Source organism: Rhizobium sp. P44RR-XXIV (assembly GCF_001999485.2).
Lineage (GTDB): Bacteria > Pseudomonadota > Alphaproteobacteria > Rhizobiales > Rhizobiaceae > Rhizobium.
Map to the genome: position 1 here is coordinate 38,335 of NZ_MPVZ02000022.1, position 15,315 is coordinate 53,649.

The window sequence follows — 15,315 nt, forward strand, 5'->3', positions numbered from 1 at the left end:
ATTTTTCAATTCGCCAGGAAAATCGGGATACTGCGAACGACTTCGCCGCCATCCTTTGCGATCGAAATACGGGCATAGACCGCATCCTTGATCTTACCTTCGACGATCAAGGTTTTCCCGTTGCCAGGGTTTTCAGTCTTGAGATTGCGGATCTGATAATCTTCCGCCTTCGGACCGATGGCTTGCACGACAACAGCTTCGACGGCGAGCGGTTCGATCGGTGTCGCGTTCTTCAAAAAGAAGAGTTCCCAAGTGGTGGCGTCGACAGGCTTGATCTCCACTTGCAGGCTCCCGTCGAAAGCCGCAAGGGATCCGCCGTTCGGCCCCATAACGGCTTCGATCGGAGCCGCGCCAGGCAGGATGCTTCGCAGGTATGGAAATGGGTCCCATGCCAGACACGGACGCGGACGCGATAGGCACCATCGACCTGACCGCTTGCGACGACCGTGGATCCACTCGCACCAGCCGCGATCGCAAGCGGATGGATCTTGCCGGAAACGTCGATGGCATCCGCCTCGATCTCGTTCGGCGGCGGCGCTTGGTAGTCGGTTACGCCCGCCTCACTGAAGATGATCTCCCATTTTTCAGAGGTCTTGCCAACTATATCGACCATTTGGCCGTGGCCCATATGGATGGAAGGCTGTTCGGACATCTCATGCTTCCCTTTCGAGGTTGTGCCGACTGACGGCGGTTCAAACTATGCCGGCGACAAACCGGAATAAAACCTATCCTCATGGATAGGATAATCATGCATACAAAAGAACCAAGAATGATCGGCGTAGCGTCCACGCATCACCGCTCTCCAAAAAATGCAAATGGGAGACTAAAGGTATTTGGTGATCGCCTTGAACTCGTCGATCGACTGGCGCTCTTTGCGAGAAAGAGAACCAACGACATCCTCGAGGCAGTGATCGAGATGATCCTGGATGAGCGTCTTCTTGGCCTGCGTAATGGCCTTTTCGACCGCAGAAAGCTGCTGGGCGATATCGACACAATCCCGACCGTTTTCAATCATCTGCACGACGCTCCGAAGGTGTCCCTCGGCGCGCTTCAATCGCTTGGCGATTGCTTCATGATGATGATGGATGGTGTGGCCATCGTCGGATTCGGTCATATCTTTTCGTAGTCCATGGTCTGATGTCTGGTCAAGCGGCGGGTTCAAGCTCTTTGTCGATACAAGCGCGGCGCAAGGTTATCCTCATCACCGGACGACGGCGACGGCTGTGTTCCCGGTTTCTACAAAACTGGCGGCGTTCTCCGCTGCATTTGCTTTCATTCGTGTTGCCGGGCCAAAGCAATGCTATCGCCAATATGATCGAAGCTTGATCCGCCACTGCCTGAGTTTAAATTGTGTGAGCCGCATCTTCGTTAGGCACTCCGAAAAGAGGGAGTTTCTGATCGCTCAGGCCAAACCTTTTGCATCCTCACGACCATTTTCGCGACAGCAAGAAGAGCGATATCGGTTGGCATGCCACTCAGCCACAAGTTATTTTCAGTCGTCACTCGGGCATCCCGATAGCGAGACACGCCGATCAACCTACGACATCTATAGGCCGCCTCCATATGGCGATAGGATGCGAGCACAAGGCGACGATATATTCCATCGTATCGGTCGGCGGCTGCTGGCGATATCAGCTAAAGAATTAAAAGCAGTTTCATTATGACTCCGCGCCTTAGACAAAGCACCAGCGCAACGAAAGGCGGTTTGATTGTGGCGGGAGGTAGCAGCAGCGACAATGACATCAACTTCGGTATCCGAAATATCACATCTTGCCGCAAGCGATGTAATAATAAACTGATGGACCCATTGTACCAACCACAGCAGAACATCTCGTTTGGTTGCCTTTAGCCGATGCAAGCCGCTCGGAATTCACAGAACCGAATTACGCAGTGGGGCCTGGCGGCCTCCCTCGTATTTCACATTGTCCTTGTCGCGGCGCTGCTTTGGGCACCTGCTGTAAGTTTACCGCCCTCCCCACCAGAAGAATCAGTGGCCGTTGAGATTGTAACGATGCCACCACCTGCGCATCCGGTCGAGTCCACAAACGTGGAGAAGACGGTACCATCAGTACCGGTGCAAGTAGCCGCTGTTCCCCTCAAAAGCGAAACGGCAGCCGTTCCCACGCCCGTTGCAGCGGACCCGGTCCAGCCAGGCGACCTGACCATTCACGCAACGCAATTCTTTTCGGACAACGTCCTTGCCAATCCACGTAGCAAAGGCGTCAGGACAGCACTTGCGCACCTCGCTCCCGATGAACGTATCATCCAACTCTGCAATATCGAGGCGATGGCGCAGGTTCATAAATGGAAAGCCAGCCTCCAGCCTGACAATTTGGTTGCCTATGCATTGGCTGATCCAAAGGTGTCGACGCACGGCATCACAGCGGATGGCGGAGCGTTTCGTGCAAAGAAGCGCTGGTATGGGATCAAATTCAAATGCGACACCACAGTCGATTTAAAGAGGGTCGCAGCATTCGAGTTTACGGTAGGAGCCGAGATTCCGAAGGCCGAATGGAGCCGCCACTATTTAACAGTCGATGACGGGGCCGCCGAATGACTTTCTTCAGGAAGTCCATCGGCTTATCTAAGAGCCGGCTGTGAATCCGCGGCGAACACTGACCCCACGTTGGTGTAAACCCCTCGGGCTAGACCCATCACAACGCTTCAAACTAAGCCGCCCGCTGGGCAAGTTGGGTTTCAAATTCCTCTAGTGATCGATAGCGAAGCGCGGAATGCAAGTATTCGGTCGTCCATTTCACATTTCATCAAGGTCAGGTGCGAAATGGGGAGGGCTTCGTTGGCCGGCAAGGGACGCGGGCGAACGCGCGATCCGGAAGCCACGACTTGCTGGAGGCTTGCCGTGGTTTCCGGATCACCCGATCAATAGGATTGCAGCATCGCTGCGCCTCCCTCTCCGAAGCTAGGTTCGACACCGAGCAAGGGGGCGGCTCTGCTGACGATATCCCGCACCATCGGTGCTGCCGTATAGGCAGCGATGTTTTGGCCTTGCTCGCCATTCTTTGGCTCATCGCAAAAGGTTAAGACGACGAATTGCGGCTTCTCAATGGGAAAGGCCGCAAGAAAAGCGTTGAAGTTCAGGTTGTTGGCATAGCGCCCGTTGACGACCTTGTCGGCGGTGCCGGTCTTGCCGCCGACATTGAACCCCGCGACATCGGCATTGCGGCCAGAACCTTTGACACCATTCAACTTAAACAGGTATCGGACATCGTCGCTCGTCGATGGCTTAACGACTAACCTAGCCGCGGCGGCTTGCTCGCGGCGGTGCAGCAAGAATGTTGGATTCATTAACCTGCCGCCGTTGACGAGCGCAGCACCTGCAACGGCTGTTTGCAATGGCGTGGTTGCCACGCCATGCCCAAAGGAGATTGTGATTGAATTGATCTTCTTCCATTCCTTCGGCTGAGACGGCGATTTCACCTCGGGAAGCTCCGTCTGAAGCCTGGTCAGCAACCCGAAATCGGTCATGTACTTCCGCTGCGTTTCCATGCCGACGACGTCAACGATCCTCGCGGTCCCGATATTCGACGAAAACTCGAACACCTCGGGAAGCGTCAGCCAGCGCCGTTGACCGTGGAAGTCGTTGATGGTGAAGCCGCCGATCCGCAAAGGCTGCGTCGCATCGAAGCTATCGGTCAACTTGACCTTGCCGGTATCGAGCGCAAGTGCGAGCGAGAACGTCTTGAACGTCGATCCCATCTCGAAGGTGCCGTTCGACATGCGGTTCAGCCAACCGTCTTTCGCGCCGCCCAGCGGATTGTTCGGATCGAAGTCGGGGGCAGACGCCATGGCAAGCACCTCTCCCGTGTTCACATCGAGGATCACAGCTCCGGCAGCCTTTGCCTGATAGTTGGCAACAGCATTCACGACGACGTCGCGAACAATGTTCTGAACACGATTGTCGATAGAAAGCTTCAGAGACTCCAACGGCTGGTTGTTCGTGAGGCCCGCCGATTTCAGATCAGCGAAGCCCTGCTCGTCGATGTAGCGTTCCATACCAGAAACGCCACGATTGTCGATGTCGACGTAACCTAGGATATGAGACGCAGTGGGGCCGCCTGGATAGAAGCGCTTCTTCTCCGGTCGAAACCCGATACCAGGAACCCCGAGTGCCAGGATATCACTCTGCTGACGTGGCGTTAATTGGCGACGCAGCCACGCGAAACGCCCACCTTTTGCGGAAAGTTTGTGATATGTGTCCCGCCGATCAAGATCCGGAATGACCGTTGCCAGTTTCTCGATTGCCTCATCCGGATCGATGATGCGATTGGGCTCGGCGAAGAGAGACACCGTGTTGATGTCGGTAGCAAGAAGCTCGCCATTCCTATCGACGATGTCAGGCCTCGAAGCCATCAACCGGTCCGACTGAAGGATGGCCGAGACCGCTTCGTTGCGGCTTAGGGCATACTGCACCAAACGACCGCCGATGATGGCGTAAAGTACCAGAAAGACGCCAATTATGATCCGGGTGCGGCTTCTCGCCTGGCGGCGTTGCTGCCCGCCGCCTTTGTCTGCTCGTAAGACAAGATTGCCAGGGAGAACGCTCGCGCGGAAATGAACTTTGCGTTTGCGGGCAATGAGTTGGGAGAGCAAGGTCATCTCATCCTCCCCTTGCGCAGCTAAAGGTGTGTTTCTCGAACGCATAGCGCGTCGAGCACAGAAAGTAGGTCATCATGATAGCCTGCCCATCCGAGCTGCTGTCACAGCGCTCGGCGTAAGATTACGATTGGGTACTTGAGATCAGGCTTGATGGATCGGCGGCCGCTGCAGCGGCAGCGTATCGATGCCGAGGCTTATCTGCTCAAATGGCGAGTAGGTAGCCGGATGCTCAAGGCGCGTCATAGTCAACGCCGGCGTGTCAGCCTGGAGACGAATAGACACGCAATGCTCGTCCGATTTTGTCGTTTGAGAATCTTGTTGATTGGGGGCTTTCGCTTGCATCCAGGCCAAAGCCGTCTCCCGCGAATGCTCCGCCTCGTCCGGGCAGACAACATGTCCGCCGAACACAAGCAGCATCGACAGAATGACGCTGGCGAAAAACCTGATCATTAACCCCTGTCCAAAATCGAATGACCTATATCGTATCCATACGCTGAGAGCTACCTTTTAAAGGTGTATCCGGGTGATACAGAACTGCCCTTACTCCCAGGCATAAAGACAGGAACGGACGTGGACGTTGTTGACGGAGACTTTCCCGCAGATCAACCGGCTTGAGGTGATCAAAACCGAGTGCGGCCAGCGTTTTATGGGGATGAGAAGCTGAGAATAGTAGCAGAAAGCTTTGCAGGGAAAGGCCGAACCTCAGCTACGGCGAACCATTATGATTGCAGTCGCTCTCTGTTGAACCGCTGGGGCATCGTGTCCGACAAGGCTTGCACGGAGGCGAGGAGCCAGCCGGGACCTGGATTTGTGGTGCCGGACACTCTTGCTCCGGCGGAATATAGCCCTGCACCTGCCGCGATGGATTGACTGCCATCGAACCTTTCGCGGCGCATGGAAGCGATGAGTTTAAGGGCGCCGTCGGGTGGTCGTCGACAACGGCGCAGGTTTCCCCGGATTGATACTTCGTCGATGTTAGTCTGAAATGCGGGCCAACATCTCGTCAAGACCAGCATCGCTCGCTCAGGAGCATCAACGGCCGCGACGAAGGTGATCACCACAAGCACGCCGACGCCAAGTGTACTCATAAATCGCCGCCCTCGACATTCTGCCGCACCATTGAACGGAGCCCGCCATCAACGCCCGTGAACTCGCTTGCCAATGTATCCGCGCTTTCAGCAGCGATGACACGATCGCCTCCAGGGTGGGATTTGTGCTCATCAAATCTGCGAGATAGGTCAGATTTACCAGAGGCGCTTCAAGAGACGCCACCTGGCGGTTGCACCTACTCCATGGAATTGAGCCCTTTCACGAAGATGAAGAGCGTCAGCTGGCGGCGGTCGGGCCAGAGCTAGCGGTCGCCTGAACAGATTAGCAGGGCTGATCTTTGGCCACCGTCAATTTCGATGCCGTCATCGGTGGACAAGGGTCGTCACCATAACGGTGGCTATTGAATATCGCGGTGGGGGTGAAGCTCGCGGTCCAGAAAGTCTTCGCTTTGTAATTCACGTTGAAGCTAGTTGACGGCTGGTGATCTGTCGAACCGGCCGGCGTGAGCAGAGCAGCTTCTCCGCTTGCCAGAGGCGACGGAACCTCCGACAACGCGGCGATTGCCTCTGGCAGTGGGTTGATCGATGCGGTGTAAAACTCATCCGTTTGCTCGCTGATCGCACTGCGAGGAGCGAACGTGGGCAGAGGGATTTTGTCGGCGACCGCTCCTTGCGAAGGTGAAACGTCTCCATTCGTGTTGGCCGTGTCATTGGACGCCAAGGCCTCCAGCGCCTGATACGCTGGATGAGTTTCTGTCGGCAAGAGACTCGTCAGCAGGGCGCTATCGGCAGGACGTTTGGCCGGGATTGGAGCGCTGATCCCAGTCAATTTGCTTACTGAGGCCGTCATGACAGTCTCATCCGCCTTCACCCCAGCCGAAGGTGGCGCTTTAGCTGACGTCAGGATACCTTCAGCTACATCGTCATCCTCTTCCCGATCGCCGCTCTTGAACAGGTTGCCTAACAAGCTTCCTTTCGATTTTCTCACAGACTGAGAGGCGCTAGCAACCTCAACAGTTGATACTGAACCGCGACGCTTATGCTCGGCGACGGCGAACTCGTATCCTGGCAGAGGTCTGCCGTCACTGGGAATATGCAGTGTCCGGCCGTTTGGGAAAAGCCGAACAAGTTCTTGGCGGCTCATACGCGGCCACGCGCGAACGCGACCGACATCGATGTGCACGAAAGGGGAGCCTGACGTTGGGTAGTATCCTACGCCCCCGCCCTGCATCTGCATCCCGACGCCCCGTAGCGTTGCCAGATTCACGCCTGGAATGAAGAAGTCGATAGCCTTCCCGCGTGTATGCTGACTTTCCTTGGCGACGCCGGAGGACCGGGAGCGTAGCATCGCATTTGTGTTTGGAGAACGATATCCGGAGACGACGTCAATATAAGCCGTGGCTCCGCTCCGCCTATACATCTCCCAGACAATGTCAAAAAGGAGCGGGTCCATCTTGATAGTCTCGTTCCGACGCCAGTCGCGCAGAAAGTAATTGAGTTCGTTCAACCCTTTCTGATCGTAGGCGCCATCTTTCTTAAAGGTGATGACCGCTCGCTCGCCAGTGTGGCCGAAATACAGTTTTAGAGATCGGTCTTCAGCATCTGCGCTTGCCGCAGATAAGCCCCAGGCCGGCGCTACGCAGCCCAGCACGAGGCAGAAGCGCAGGGCCAATGGTGCGAAACAGTTGAATGAAATAGTCGCGGGCCGAGCTGCTTTGATGGCTGACTTGGTTTTCAAGGGGCATCCCGATCCCCGGCGCAGCAACTCCTTGGAAATCGGCGCGACGGAACACGTTGAAACAGGCTTCCTTTATTAACGAACATGCTCAAAAAAACGTTAATCGGGTTCGGCCGAACATAAATATCTCTAACAGGAGACGTTGATCGTTCCGCCTCGACTGCTCCCAGAGTTGTCAAGATTGATTTGGGAATCAGTGAGGCACCAATGTCAGAAGTGCAGGCAGAAATCGAAAGGGGCAAATTGCGCTCCCTCTCGGTCGGGAATTTCAGGTGTAGTGAAGAGCGACTAAATCTGTCGGCGAGCGGTCCAAGCTCGTCATGGCTTTCGGCGATTTTGCCAAGGCTGATCGGGCAAATGTCAGTACAATGGGCGCCTCCGAAGAAGACCAGAAGCCATTTGCTGCGACAATCCCGATCAAATACCTCGTGTCCGGGAGTCTCTCAGTGAGCAACTGCAGACATAAGAGACAAAGCCAGGGACAAATGGCAGCACGGATGGTGACCGGAACGAAACGACGCGGGCGGCAAAACTTGTTCTCGGTGCCATCGAGGACATGGTCGGCATCATCTTGGAGCTCCGCCTCCCGTTTGCTTTGCGGCAGACGCAGGTGCACGCGAAGCAAAGTGATGGTTTCGGATCTGTTCCACTCGACTGGTTCGATCGCCCTCTTGACCTTCCCATCGTAGGAAGCCCCACATAGGAATAGTCACGAATTAAGGAGACTATCATGTACAAATTCGACATCCAGAACATGACCTGCGGTCACTGCGCAAGCACGGTCGAAAAGGCGATCAAAGCCGCCGACCCGGACGCCTCAGCCACGATTGATCTCGGCGCCAAAACCGCGAAGGTCGAGACCCGGGTCGATCCAGCGACGATCAATGCCGCAATCGAGAATGCCGGCTACCCCTCCAGCTTCAAGCAAATTTGAATGGCGTGACGGAGCGCCTCAGGGCGCTCCGTCTGAGACCCTGAATATTCGATCAAACAGGACGGCTTATCCATCTGGTGCGTCGAGGATCAGCAAACCCACCGATACGGACACTTTCCAGAGCTTGGCTCAGGCCCTGCGCCTACCTGCCTTGGAGTGCGTACCAAGTGCGGGCCATCCCTTTGTCTGGTTCGCTGAGTGCCTTCGACATCATAGGACCCGACACCCTTTCGAGCTCGCAGCCATCCTTGCGATACGCACAAGATCGTTTTGTAATCTGCAGCCGCGACAAGGCACGTTTGCAATTCTGTCGTAAGCATTTCGATGTGATACGCGGCAACTCAGCAAGACAGCAACGAAAACCCACTGCGCAATCTTCCGTTGTGATTGGCAACCCAGCCGATTGCTTCCAGCCAAAATTCTTCTAAAGCTGATGAAGCCGCCGTTGCTGGGAATCACTCGATGGATCACGCCAATTCCGCCACTATCGAATCACCATCCCGTATTCAGCTTGTCAGAAGCCTGATCGAACGCTGGCGGGATGATCCGTCGGGCACATATCGCTCATGGTTTTTGTGGGAGGAGCGTATCAAAAACTTCCGTTCGATCCGTCGAGGCATAGGGCAGGTCGTCGCCGAGATCGACGCGGGCAAATTTGGCGCCGCGTATCGCGGATCATCTCTCGAAACGGTAGTCCATTCCGTAGCGGAGCAACGGCAGATATTTAAAGGTGCCGACCATGCATTTCTCTGGAAGCCGAAGCTGCGCATCCCGGACATCTATGAGAATCCCGAGAACCAGCGTGCCTTCGCGCAGTTGCTTCACAACTGTTCATGCTGCAACACCGCCGGCGAAATCATCGGCCATATCCATGCCATCGACAGGCGGAAAATCAAAGGTCTCGGCCCGGCTGTGGCAAACCTCCTCTATTTTTTGCATCCCACACATGTGCCGCCTTTCAATACCGCAATCGTAAGAGGCTATAACGAGCTGACCGGCTCCAATGTCAAATTGGGATCGTGGGAGAACTTCCTGGCCATGCGGACCGGCATCCTCGAGCTGAACGAACGGTATCGGGAACTGCTATCAAATGATCTGGGCGCGATAGGCGGCTTGCTTTTCGATATCGGTTCAGGGCGCTATCCCGCGCCTCCCCTGGAGGAAAATGATACCGCCGTCAGCGAATGGTCCGTTCGTTTGGAGACGGCCCGCACAGAAGCCCAGGAGCTGAACAAAACAGCGGCCGCCCAGAACGAAAGCGACCGCACGCACACGGAAATCCAGGCGTGGCTGCGGGATCTTGGGAATGCACTTGGCTATGACGTCTGGATCGCGGCAAACGACCGTGGCCGATTGTACAAAGGAGCTGCCTTGGGAAGAGGATGTCTGGAAACATTACCCTCCTCTCTCAACACCGCCGCAGGTTCGGAATCGATCCGGCTTATCGATGTGCTTTGGTTGGAGAGGGATCAGGACAAGGTGACGGCCGCGTTTGAAGTCGAGCATTCGACCTCGATCTACTCCGGCGTTGTCCGAATGCTTGATCTGGCCTTGTCCACGGGCGACCTCCATACGACAGCCGGCCTCTTCCTTGTGGCTCCCGACGCTCGGGAGGCCGATGTGCGAGCACAGCTTCGCCGCCCGGCTTTCAGTCGCATTTCCGATCTCGACATCTCTTATCTGCCGTACAGCGAATTGGAAAAGAACCGCGAACCGATCGCACGCTTTGGCTCGGGTCTCAAAGCGATCCGAGCGATCGCGAGTTCGTTGACTCGCTAATCGCCGGACGCGGCAGATGCGCCTCGAAGAATAAACGAGACACATCTCCGCCCATCAGGCTTCGTAGCCTACGTAAGTCATCATTCCGCTCGCCATATGGTAGAGATGATGGCAATGGAACGGCCAGTGACCTGGGTTATGCGCGTCGAAGGCGATCGTCACCTGCGACATCATGGGAAGCAGCACGGTGTCTCGAAATGCTCCGTCGATCTTCTGGCCGTTGATAGCAACCACCTGGAAATGATGCCCGTGCAAGTGCATCGGATGGGACATCATCGACATGTTGTTGATGGCGATCTCAACATGATCCCCGGGGAACACGTTGAGCGGATCGCCATCGATGCGCCAGCTATAGGTAGCCATATCGCCGGAAAGAGTCACTTTGAAAGCTTTGTCGACGAATCGATCCGCGCTTTGCTTCAGCGGACGCAGCCGCTGTTCGAGATCAAGCCTTAGCACAGGACCATCAGCATCGCCGACCGCTGCGATTTTTGAGATTGCCGCGCCCTCGGTGGCAAGGACGATCCCAGTCCGCTGCGCCGCACCCTCGCGAAGGGCGAGTATAGGGAATACCCCGCCGCCCTTTGGAATTTCCAGTCTGAGATCGAGACGTTGCCCCATGGAAACCGGGAACCTCGTGCCTTTCACCAGCTCGATGTCCTGGCCGTCTACGGCGATCAACGAAGCTTCGATCTTGCCCGTATCGACGGTGAACGCGGTTGCCGTCGCGCCGTTGATCAGCCGTAAGCGGACGCGTCCGCCCTTCTCGACCTTGAAGACCTCCGGATCATCAAGCGTGCGGTCGTTCGCAAGGTAAGCGTCGTAGTCGATATCGTTGATGTCCATACCAGCCATCGACATCCCTTGCTGCATGGACGTGCCGCTGTTCATGTCCATCTTCATGGAACCGCCGCTCATATCCATTTTCATGCCGCCCATATCGTGGCCGGACATGCCATCGCCGCCGTTGCTTTTCTTCAGGCTAGCCAGCAGTTCCTCGGGCGACTTGAACGAGAAATCATGCAGCAGGACGACCACTTCCTGTTCGTCGCGCTGCCGGTCTTCTGCGGTATGAACGATCAAGGGAGCGGCCAGGAGGCTTTGCTCCTGCAGCGTATGTGCATGCATCCAATGCGTCCCGCCCGCTCCAAGCTGAAAATTATACCGGCGCATCTCGCCCGGTTTGATCGGTGCTGCCGGGTTGTCGGGAACGCCGTCCATTTCCCAGGGCGGGGTCAGCCCATGCCAATGGATGAGCGTTGGCGCGTCGATCTGGCTCGCCAGCTCGACATCAAAAGGAGTGTCTGCGTCGAGGATGAGACCGGGCTGGCCATCGGGACGCGTCAGCCCAAGAACGCTCGCGGACCTACCATTCACCTCAATCGTTCGTTTGACGATGTTGAGCTTTTGCGGAGAGCCCGCGGCATGCGCAGAGGCATTTGTGGCCGCGTGCGTCAGCTTGGGATCGATTGTTGCGAGAGCGCCAAATGCGGCGGCGCCGGTCATCATTCGGATAAGGAATTCGCGACGATACATCTATGTAGTCCTGTTTCTAGGTCGGCATGAAGCCGGTTACATGGGCTGGGCGGGAAACGCCGGTAAGAAACATCAGACGGAAAGACGTGGTGGATCGAGTGCGGGCGGAACCGATAGACCGGTCAGGATGGTCGAGCTGGCGATGTAGCTCACAAATCGGAAATGGAGCCGAATGGCGGATAGGTGTGGAAGAGGGTTTGCCGCACAGGTCGAGCATGTCGACAAGCAACATAAGCCAACCGCCAGACGGGGCAAAGCTGAATGGTCGTGGCTTGCCTCCGCGTCGCCATGGCCAACAGACGCTATGTGACGAGCGCTCGAAACGTTGCTACAGGTGATCGACGAGGCATGAGATGCCGAAAGCGGCATAAGGGCAACGGCGACGGTCAATATGACCATCACAAGCAATCGCGCCCAAGCTTCGTTCCAATTCATCGACATGTCACCATCCTATATAGGACGCGGAACATCAGTAATCACGTTTTCTTTATCGGAGTTTGATCTCTGTCAAGCCGGATCCAGCGATTTCGGATCACGCGTCCTAACCGGGGCGCGGCATCTCAACTATTAAACTCGAACACCCCTTTACCTTCCCATGATGGGAAGGATTATCTATTTATGCAGTTCAACGAGGCGTTATCCCATGAGTGCATTACCCCAAATCGAAAAGACCACGGCTTTACCTATTCCGACCGAGTTCGGAATCGAGGGCATGTCATGTGCATCGTGCGTCGTTCGCGTCGAGAAGGCCATCAAGGCGGTCGCCGGAGTTGAGTCTGCGTCGGTCAATCTTGCAACTGAGCGAGCAACCGTCACTTTCAGGGATGCGGTCAATACTGCGGCCGTCCTGCATGCCATCGAAGGGGCGGGATATGAGGCAAAGATCGATACGCACGAATTGCTCGTCGAAGGCATGACCTGCGCATCGTGCGTGTCGCGTGTCGAGCGTGCGCTCAAGGCTGGTTCCGGTGTTACAGATGCCACGGTCAATCTCGCCACGGAGAAGGCAACGGTCCGCTATGTCTCGGGCGCGACGACAGCCGCAGCGTTGTCTTCCGCAATCCGAAACGCTGGATACGAAACAAAGGCTTCCGCCAATGTCGAGCCGGCGGAACAGGAAGATCGGCGCGATGTCGAAATCCGTTCGCTCGCTATAAAGCTGACACTGTCGGTCGTCCTGACGTTACCGCTGTTCATTGTGGAGATGGGATCGCATTTCATCCCTGGCGTCCACGAGTTCGTTATGAACACTTTGGGGATGCGTGAAAGTCTTTATCTCCAGTTCATACTGGCAACCGTCGTCCTCTTCGGGCCGGGTTTCACATTTTTCCGCAAAGGCGTGCCGAATCTGCTCCGCCGGACACCCGACATGAACAGCTTGGTGGTTCTCGGTACCACAGCTGCGTGGGCTTATTCAGTCGTCGCAACCTTCGCGCCGACTGCCCTGCCCGCCGGAACCATCAACGTCTATTATGAGGCCGCGGCCGTCATTGTAACGCTGATCCTTCTCGGCCGTTTCCTGGAGGCCCGCGCGAAAGGAAAGACGAGTCAGGCGATCAAGAGACTGCTCGGACTTCAGCCGAAGACGGCCTTCGTCGATCGCGGCGACGATTTCGTGGAAGTTCAGATCAGCGATGTGATCGTCTGTGACGTCGTCAGAATCCGCCCGGGCGAAAAGGTGCCGGTCGACGGTATCGTCGTCTCGGGCGAATCCTATGTCGACGAGGCGATGATCACGGGCGAACCGATACCGGTCCTCAAATCGGCGGACAGCGAAGTCGTCGGCGGCACGATCAACAAGACGGGTTCGTTCACGTTCCGGGCAACCAAGATCGGAAGCGACACATTGCTGGCCCAGATCATCAAGATGGTTGAAGCCGCCCAGGGTTCGAAGCTACCGATCCAGGCCCTTGTCGACAAGGTGACCGGCTGGTTCGTCCCGGCCGTTATCCTTGCCGCCGCCCTCACGTTCGGTGCCTGGATGCTCTTCGGACCATCGCCTGCACTGAGCTTTGCCCTGGTGAATGCTGTCGCAGTGCTGATCATCGCTTGCCCCTGTGCAATGGGCCTGGCAACGCCGACGTCCATCATGGTCGGCACCGGACGTGCCGCCGAGCTTGGAATCCTGTTCCGGAAAGGAGAGGCCTTGCAAAGCCTCAGGGACACCGAAATCATTGCCATCGACAAGACCGGCACCCTTACCAAGGGCAAGCCGGAGCTCACGGACTTCCAGGTGCCACCCGGCTTTGATCGCAACGACGTGCTGACCTGGATCGCCAGCCTTGAAACTCTGTCCGAGCACCCGATTGCCGAGGCAATCGTGTCCGGGGCACGCGAGAACGGCCTTCCTATACTGCCGGCCTCAAACTTTGAAGCTTCGCCAGGCTTTGGCGTGAAGGGTACAGTCGCCGGGCACCGGATTCTGGTTGGCGCCGATCGCGCTTTGACTCGGGAAGGTATCGACGTCACAGACTTCGCCACTCACGCGGCTGATCTTGGCCGAGAAGGCAAGTCGCCGCTTTATGCAGCCATTGATGGACGGCTGGCGGCGATCATCGCGGTGGCTGATCCAATAAAAGAAACGACGCCTGCCGCAATCAAGGCGCTTCATGCCCAAGGCTTGAAGATCGCGATGATTACAGGCGACAATCGAAGGACAGCGGAAGCAATCGCTGTGCGGCTTGGCATCGATCACGTCGTGGCGGAGGTGCTTCCCGATGGCAAGGTCGAGGCTGTGAAGCAGCTCCGCAAGCACGGACAGAAGGTTGCCTTCATCGGTGATGGCATCAACGATGCTCCCGCCCTGGCGGAAGCAGATGTCGGCCTAGCCGTCGGCACTGGCAGCGACATTGCTATCGAAAGCGCTGATGTCGTCCTTATGTCTGGCGATCTGACCGGTGTGGCTCGTGCCATCGCCTTGAGCAGGGCCACCATTAAGAACATCAAGCAAAACCTGTTCTGGGCCTTCGCCTACAATGTCAGCCTGGTGCCGATCGCAGCCGGTGTCTTGTATCCCATCAACGGTACCATGCTGTCGCCCGTCTTTGCAGCGGGCGCTATGGCGATGTCCAGTGTTTTTGTTCTGGGAAACGCACTTCGTCTGCGGCATTTCGAGACCAACTAATTGTTGAGGTGCGCTGGACCGATACGGCGCGCCTCTCCGCATAGAAGGAAGAAATCGATGAATATTGGACAAGCAGGCAAGGCAAGCGGCGTTTCGGCGAAAATGATCCGGTACTATGAGCAGATCAAACTGATCACCCCGGCTCATCGCACCGAGTCGAGCTATCGAACCTATAATGAGAACGACATCCATACGCTTCGCTTCATACGCCGCGCACGCGATCTCGGTTTTTCGGTCGAACAGATGAAGACGCTACTTGCACTCTGGCGCGATCGTTCGCGCGCAAGCGCCGACGTCAAAAGCATCGCCCTGGAGCATATCGTAGAACTTGAACGCAAAGCCGCTGCAATCCAGGCGATGACGGAAACGTTGAAGCATCTCGCCAAACATTGCCATGGTGACGAACGGCCGGACTGCCCGATCATCGAGGAGTTTGCCAATCCCGATGCGGCAAGTCATCTCCCTGCGGTCAGCGCGCCGTTTGGGATAAACGGCATGAGAAGCGAGTATAGCACACGGTAGCGCCACCCGCGAAACG

12 protein-coding genes are annotated in these 15,315 nt (G+C 56.4%); 5 read left to right on the forward strand and 7 right to left on the reverse strand.

What is annotated here, in order from left to right:
* Positions 1–5: 5 nt before the first annotated feature.
* The 3 genes from BSK43_RS35540 to BSK43_RS02115 form a co-directional block, all read right to left on the reverse strand.
* Complete coding sequence (locus BSK43_RS35540; protein WP_246662473.1) at positions 6–236, reverse strand: hypothetical protein; 231 nt, start codon at positions 234–236, stop codon at positions 6–8.
* The gene (locus BSK43_RS35545) at positions 233–652 is read right to left on the reverse strand and encodes a hypothetical protein (protein ID WP_246662474.1); all 420 of its coding nucleotides are present in this window, start codon (positions 650–652) and stop codon (positions 233–235) included. Before BSK43_RS35545 ends, BSK43_RS35540 begins: the two co-directional genes overlap by 4 nt.
* A 171-nt stretch (positions 653–823) precedes the next feature.
* Positions 824–1,114, reverse strand: coding sequence for a metal-sensing transcriptional repressor (locus BSK43_RS02115; protein ID WP_077470726.1), 291 nt, complete (start codon positions 1,112–1,114; stop codon positions 824–826).
* Between the two features lie 876 nt (positions 1,115–1,990).
* On the opposite strand from BSK43_RS02115, the gene BSK43_RS02120 reads away from it, so the two are divergent.
* A complete protein-coding gene (locus BSK43_RS02120; protein WP_169055356.1) occupies positions 1,991–2,557 on the forward strand; it encodes a DUF930 domain-containing protein in 567 nt (188 codons plus the stop codon).
* A 323-nt stretch (positions 2,558–2,880) separates the two neighbouring features.
* Here the strand turns inward: BSK43_RS02120 and BSK43_RS02125 are convergent, their stop codons facing one another.
* From BSK43_RS02125 to BSK43_RS02140, 3 genes are all read right to left on the reverse strand, one after another.
* The gene (locus tag BSK43_RS02125; protein WP_077470728.1) at positions 2,881–4,617 is read right to left on the reverse strand and encodes a penicillin-binding protein 2; all 1,737 of its coding nucleotides are present in this window, start codon (positions 4,615–4,617) and stop codon (positions 2,881–2,883) included.
* A 141-nt stretch (positions 4,618–4,758) separates the two neighbouring features.
* Positions 4,759–5,067 carry a hypothetical protein gene (locus BSK43_RS02130; RefSeq protein ID WP_077470729.1) on the reverse strand — a complete coding sequence of 103 codons (309 nt, stop codon included), beginning with the start codon at positions 5,065–5,067 and terminating at the stop codon, positions 4,759–4,761.
* A 921-nt stretch (positions 5,068–5,988) separates the two neighbouring features.
* On the reverse strand, positions 5,989–7,317 hold the full coding sequence (locus tag BSK43_RS02140) for a DUF882 domain-containing protein (protein WP_246662479.1): 1,329 nt from the start codon (positions 7,315–7,317) through the stop codon (positions 5,989–5,991).
* Between the two features lie 817 nt (positions 7,318–8,134).
* On the opposite strand from BSK43_RS02140, the gene BSK43_RS02150 reads away from it, so the two are divergent.
* Positions 8,135–8,338, forward strand: coding sequence for a heavy-metal-associated domain-containing protein (locus BSK43_RS02150; RefSeq protein ID WP_077470732.1), 204 nt, complete (start codon positions 8,135–8,137; stop codon positions 8,336–8,338).
* A gap of 462 nt (positions 8,339–8,800) precedes the next feature.
* Positions 8,801–10,117: a type II restriction endonuclease gene (locus BSK43_RS02155; RefSeq protein ID WP_077470733.1), complete on the forward strand. Its 1,317-nt coding sequence runs from the start codon at positions 8,801–8,803 to the stop codon at positions 10,115–10,117.
* 54 nt (positions 10,118–10,171) lie between these two features.
* Here BSK43_RS02155 and BSK43_RS02160 read toward each other — a convergent pair whose 3' ends face one another.
* Positions 10,172–11,653 (reverse strand): multicopper oxidase domain-containing protein, encoded by a 1,482-nt coding sequence (locus BSK43_RS02160; protein ID WP_077470734.1) that lies wholly within the window; start codon positions 11,651–11,653, stop codon positions 10,172–10,174.
* A 643-nt stretch (positions 11,654–12,296) separates the two neighbouring features.
* Here BSK43_RS02160 and BSK43_RS02165 point away from each other — a divergent pair.
* Positions 12,297–14,777: a heavy metal translocating P-type ATPase gene (locus tag BSK43_RS02165; protein WP_077470735.1), complete on the forward strand. Its 2,481-nt coding sequence runs from the start codon at positions 12,297–12,299 to the stop codon at positions 14,775–14,777.
* Positions 14,778–14,834: 57 nt separating this feature from the next.
* Positions 14,835–15,299 (forward strand): Cu(I)-responsive transcriptional regulator, encoded by a 465-nt coding sequence (cueR, locus tag BSK43_RS02170; RefSeq protein ID WP_077470736.1) that lies wholly within the window; start codon positions 14,835–14,837, stop codon positions 15,297–15,299.
* Positions 15,300–15,315: the final 16 nt, after the last annotated feature.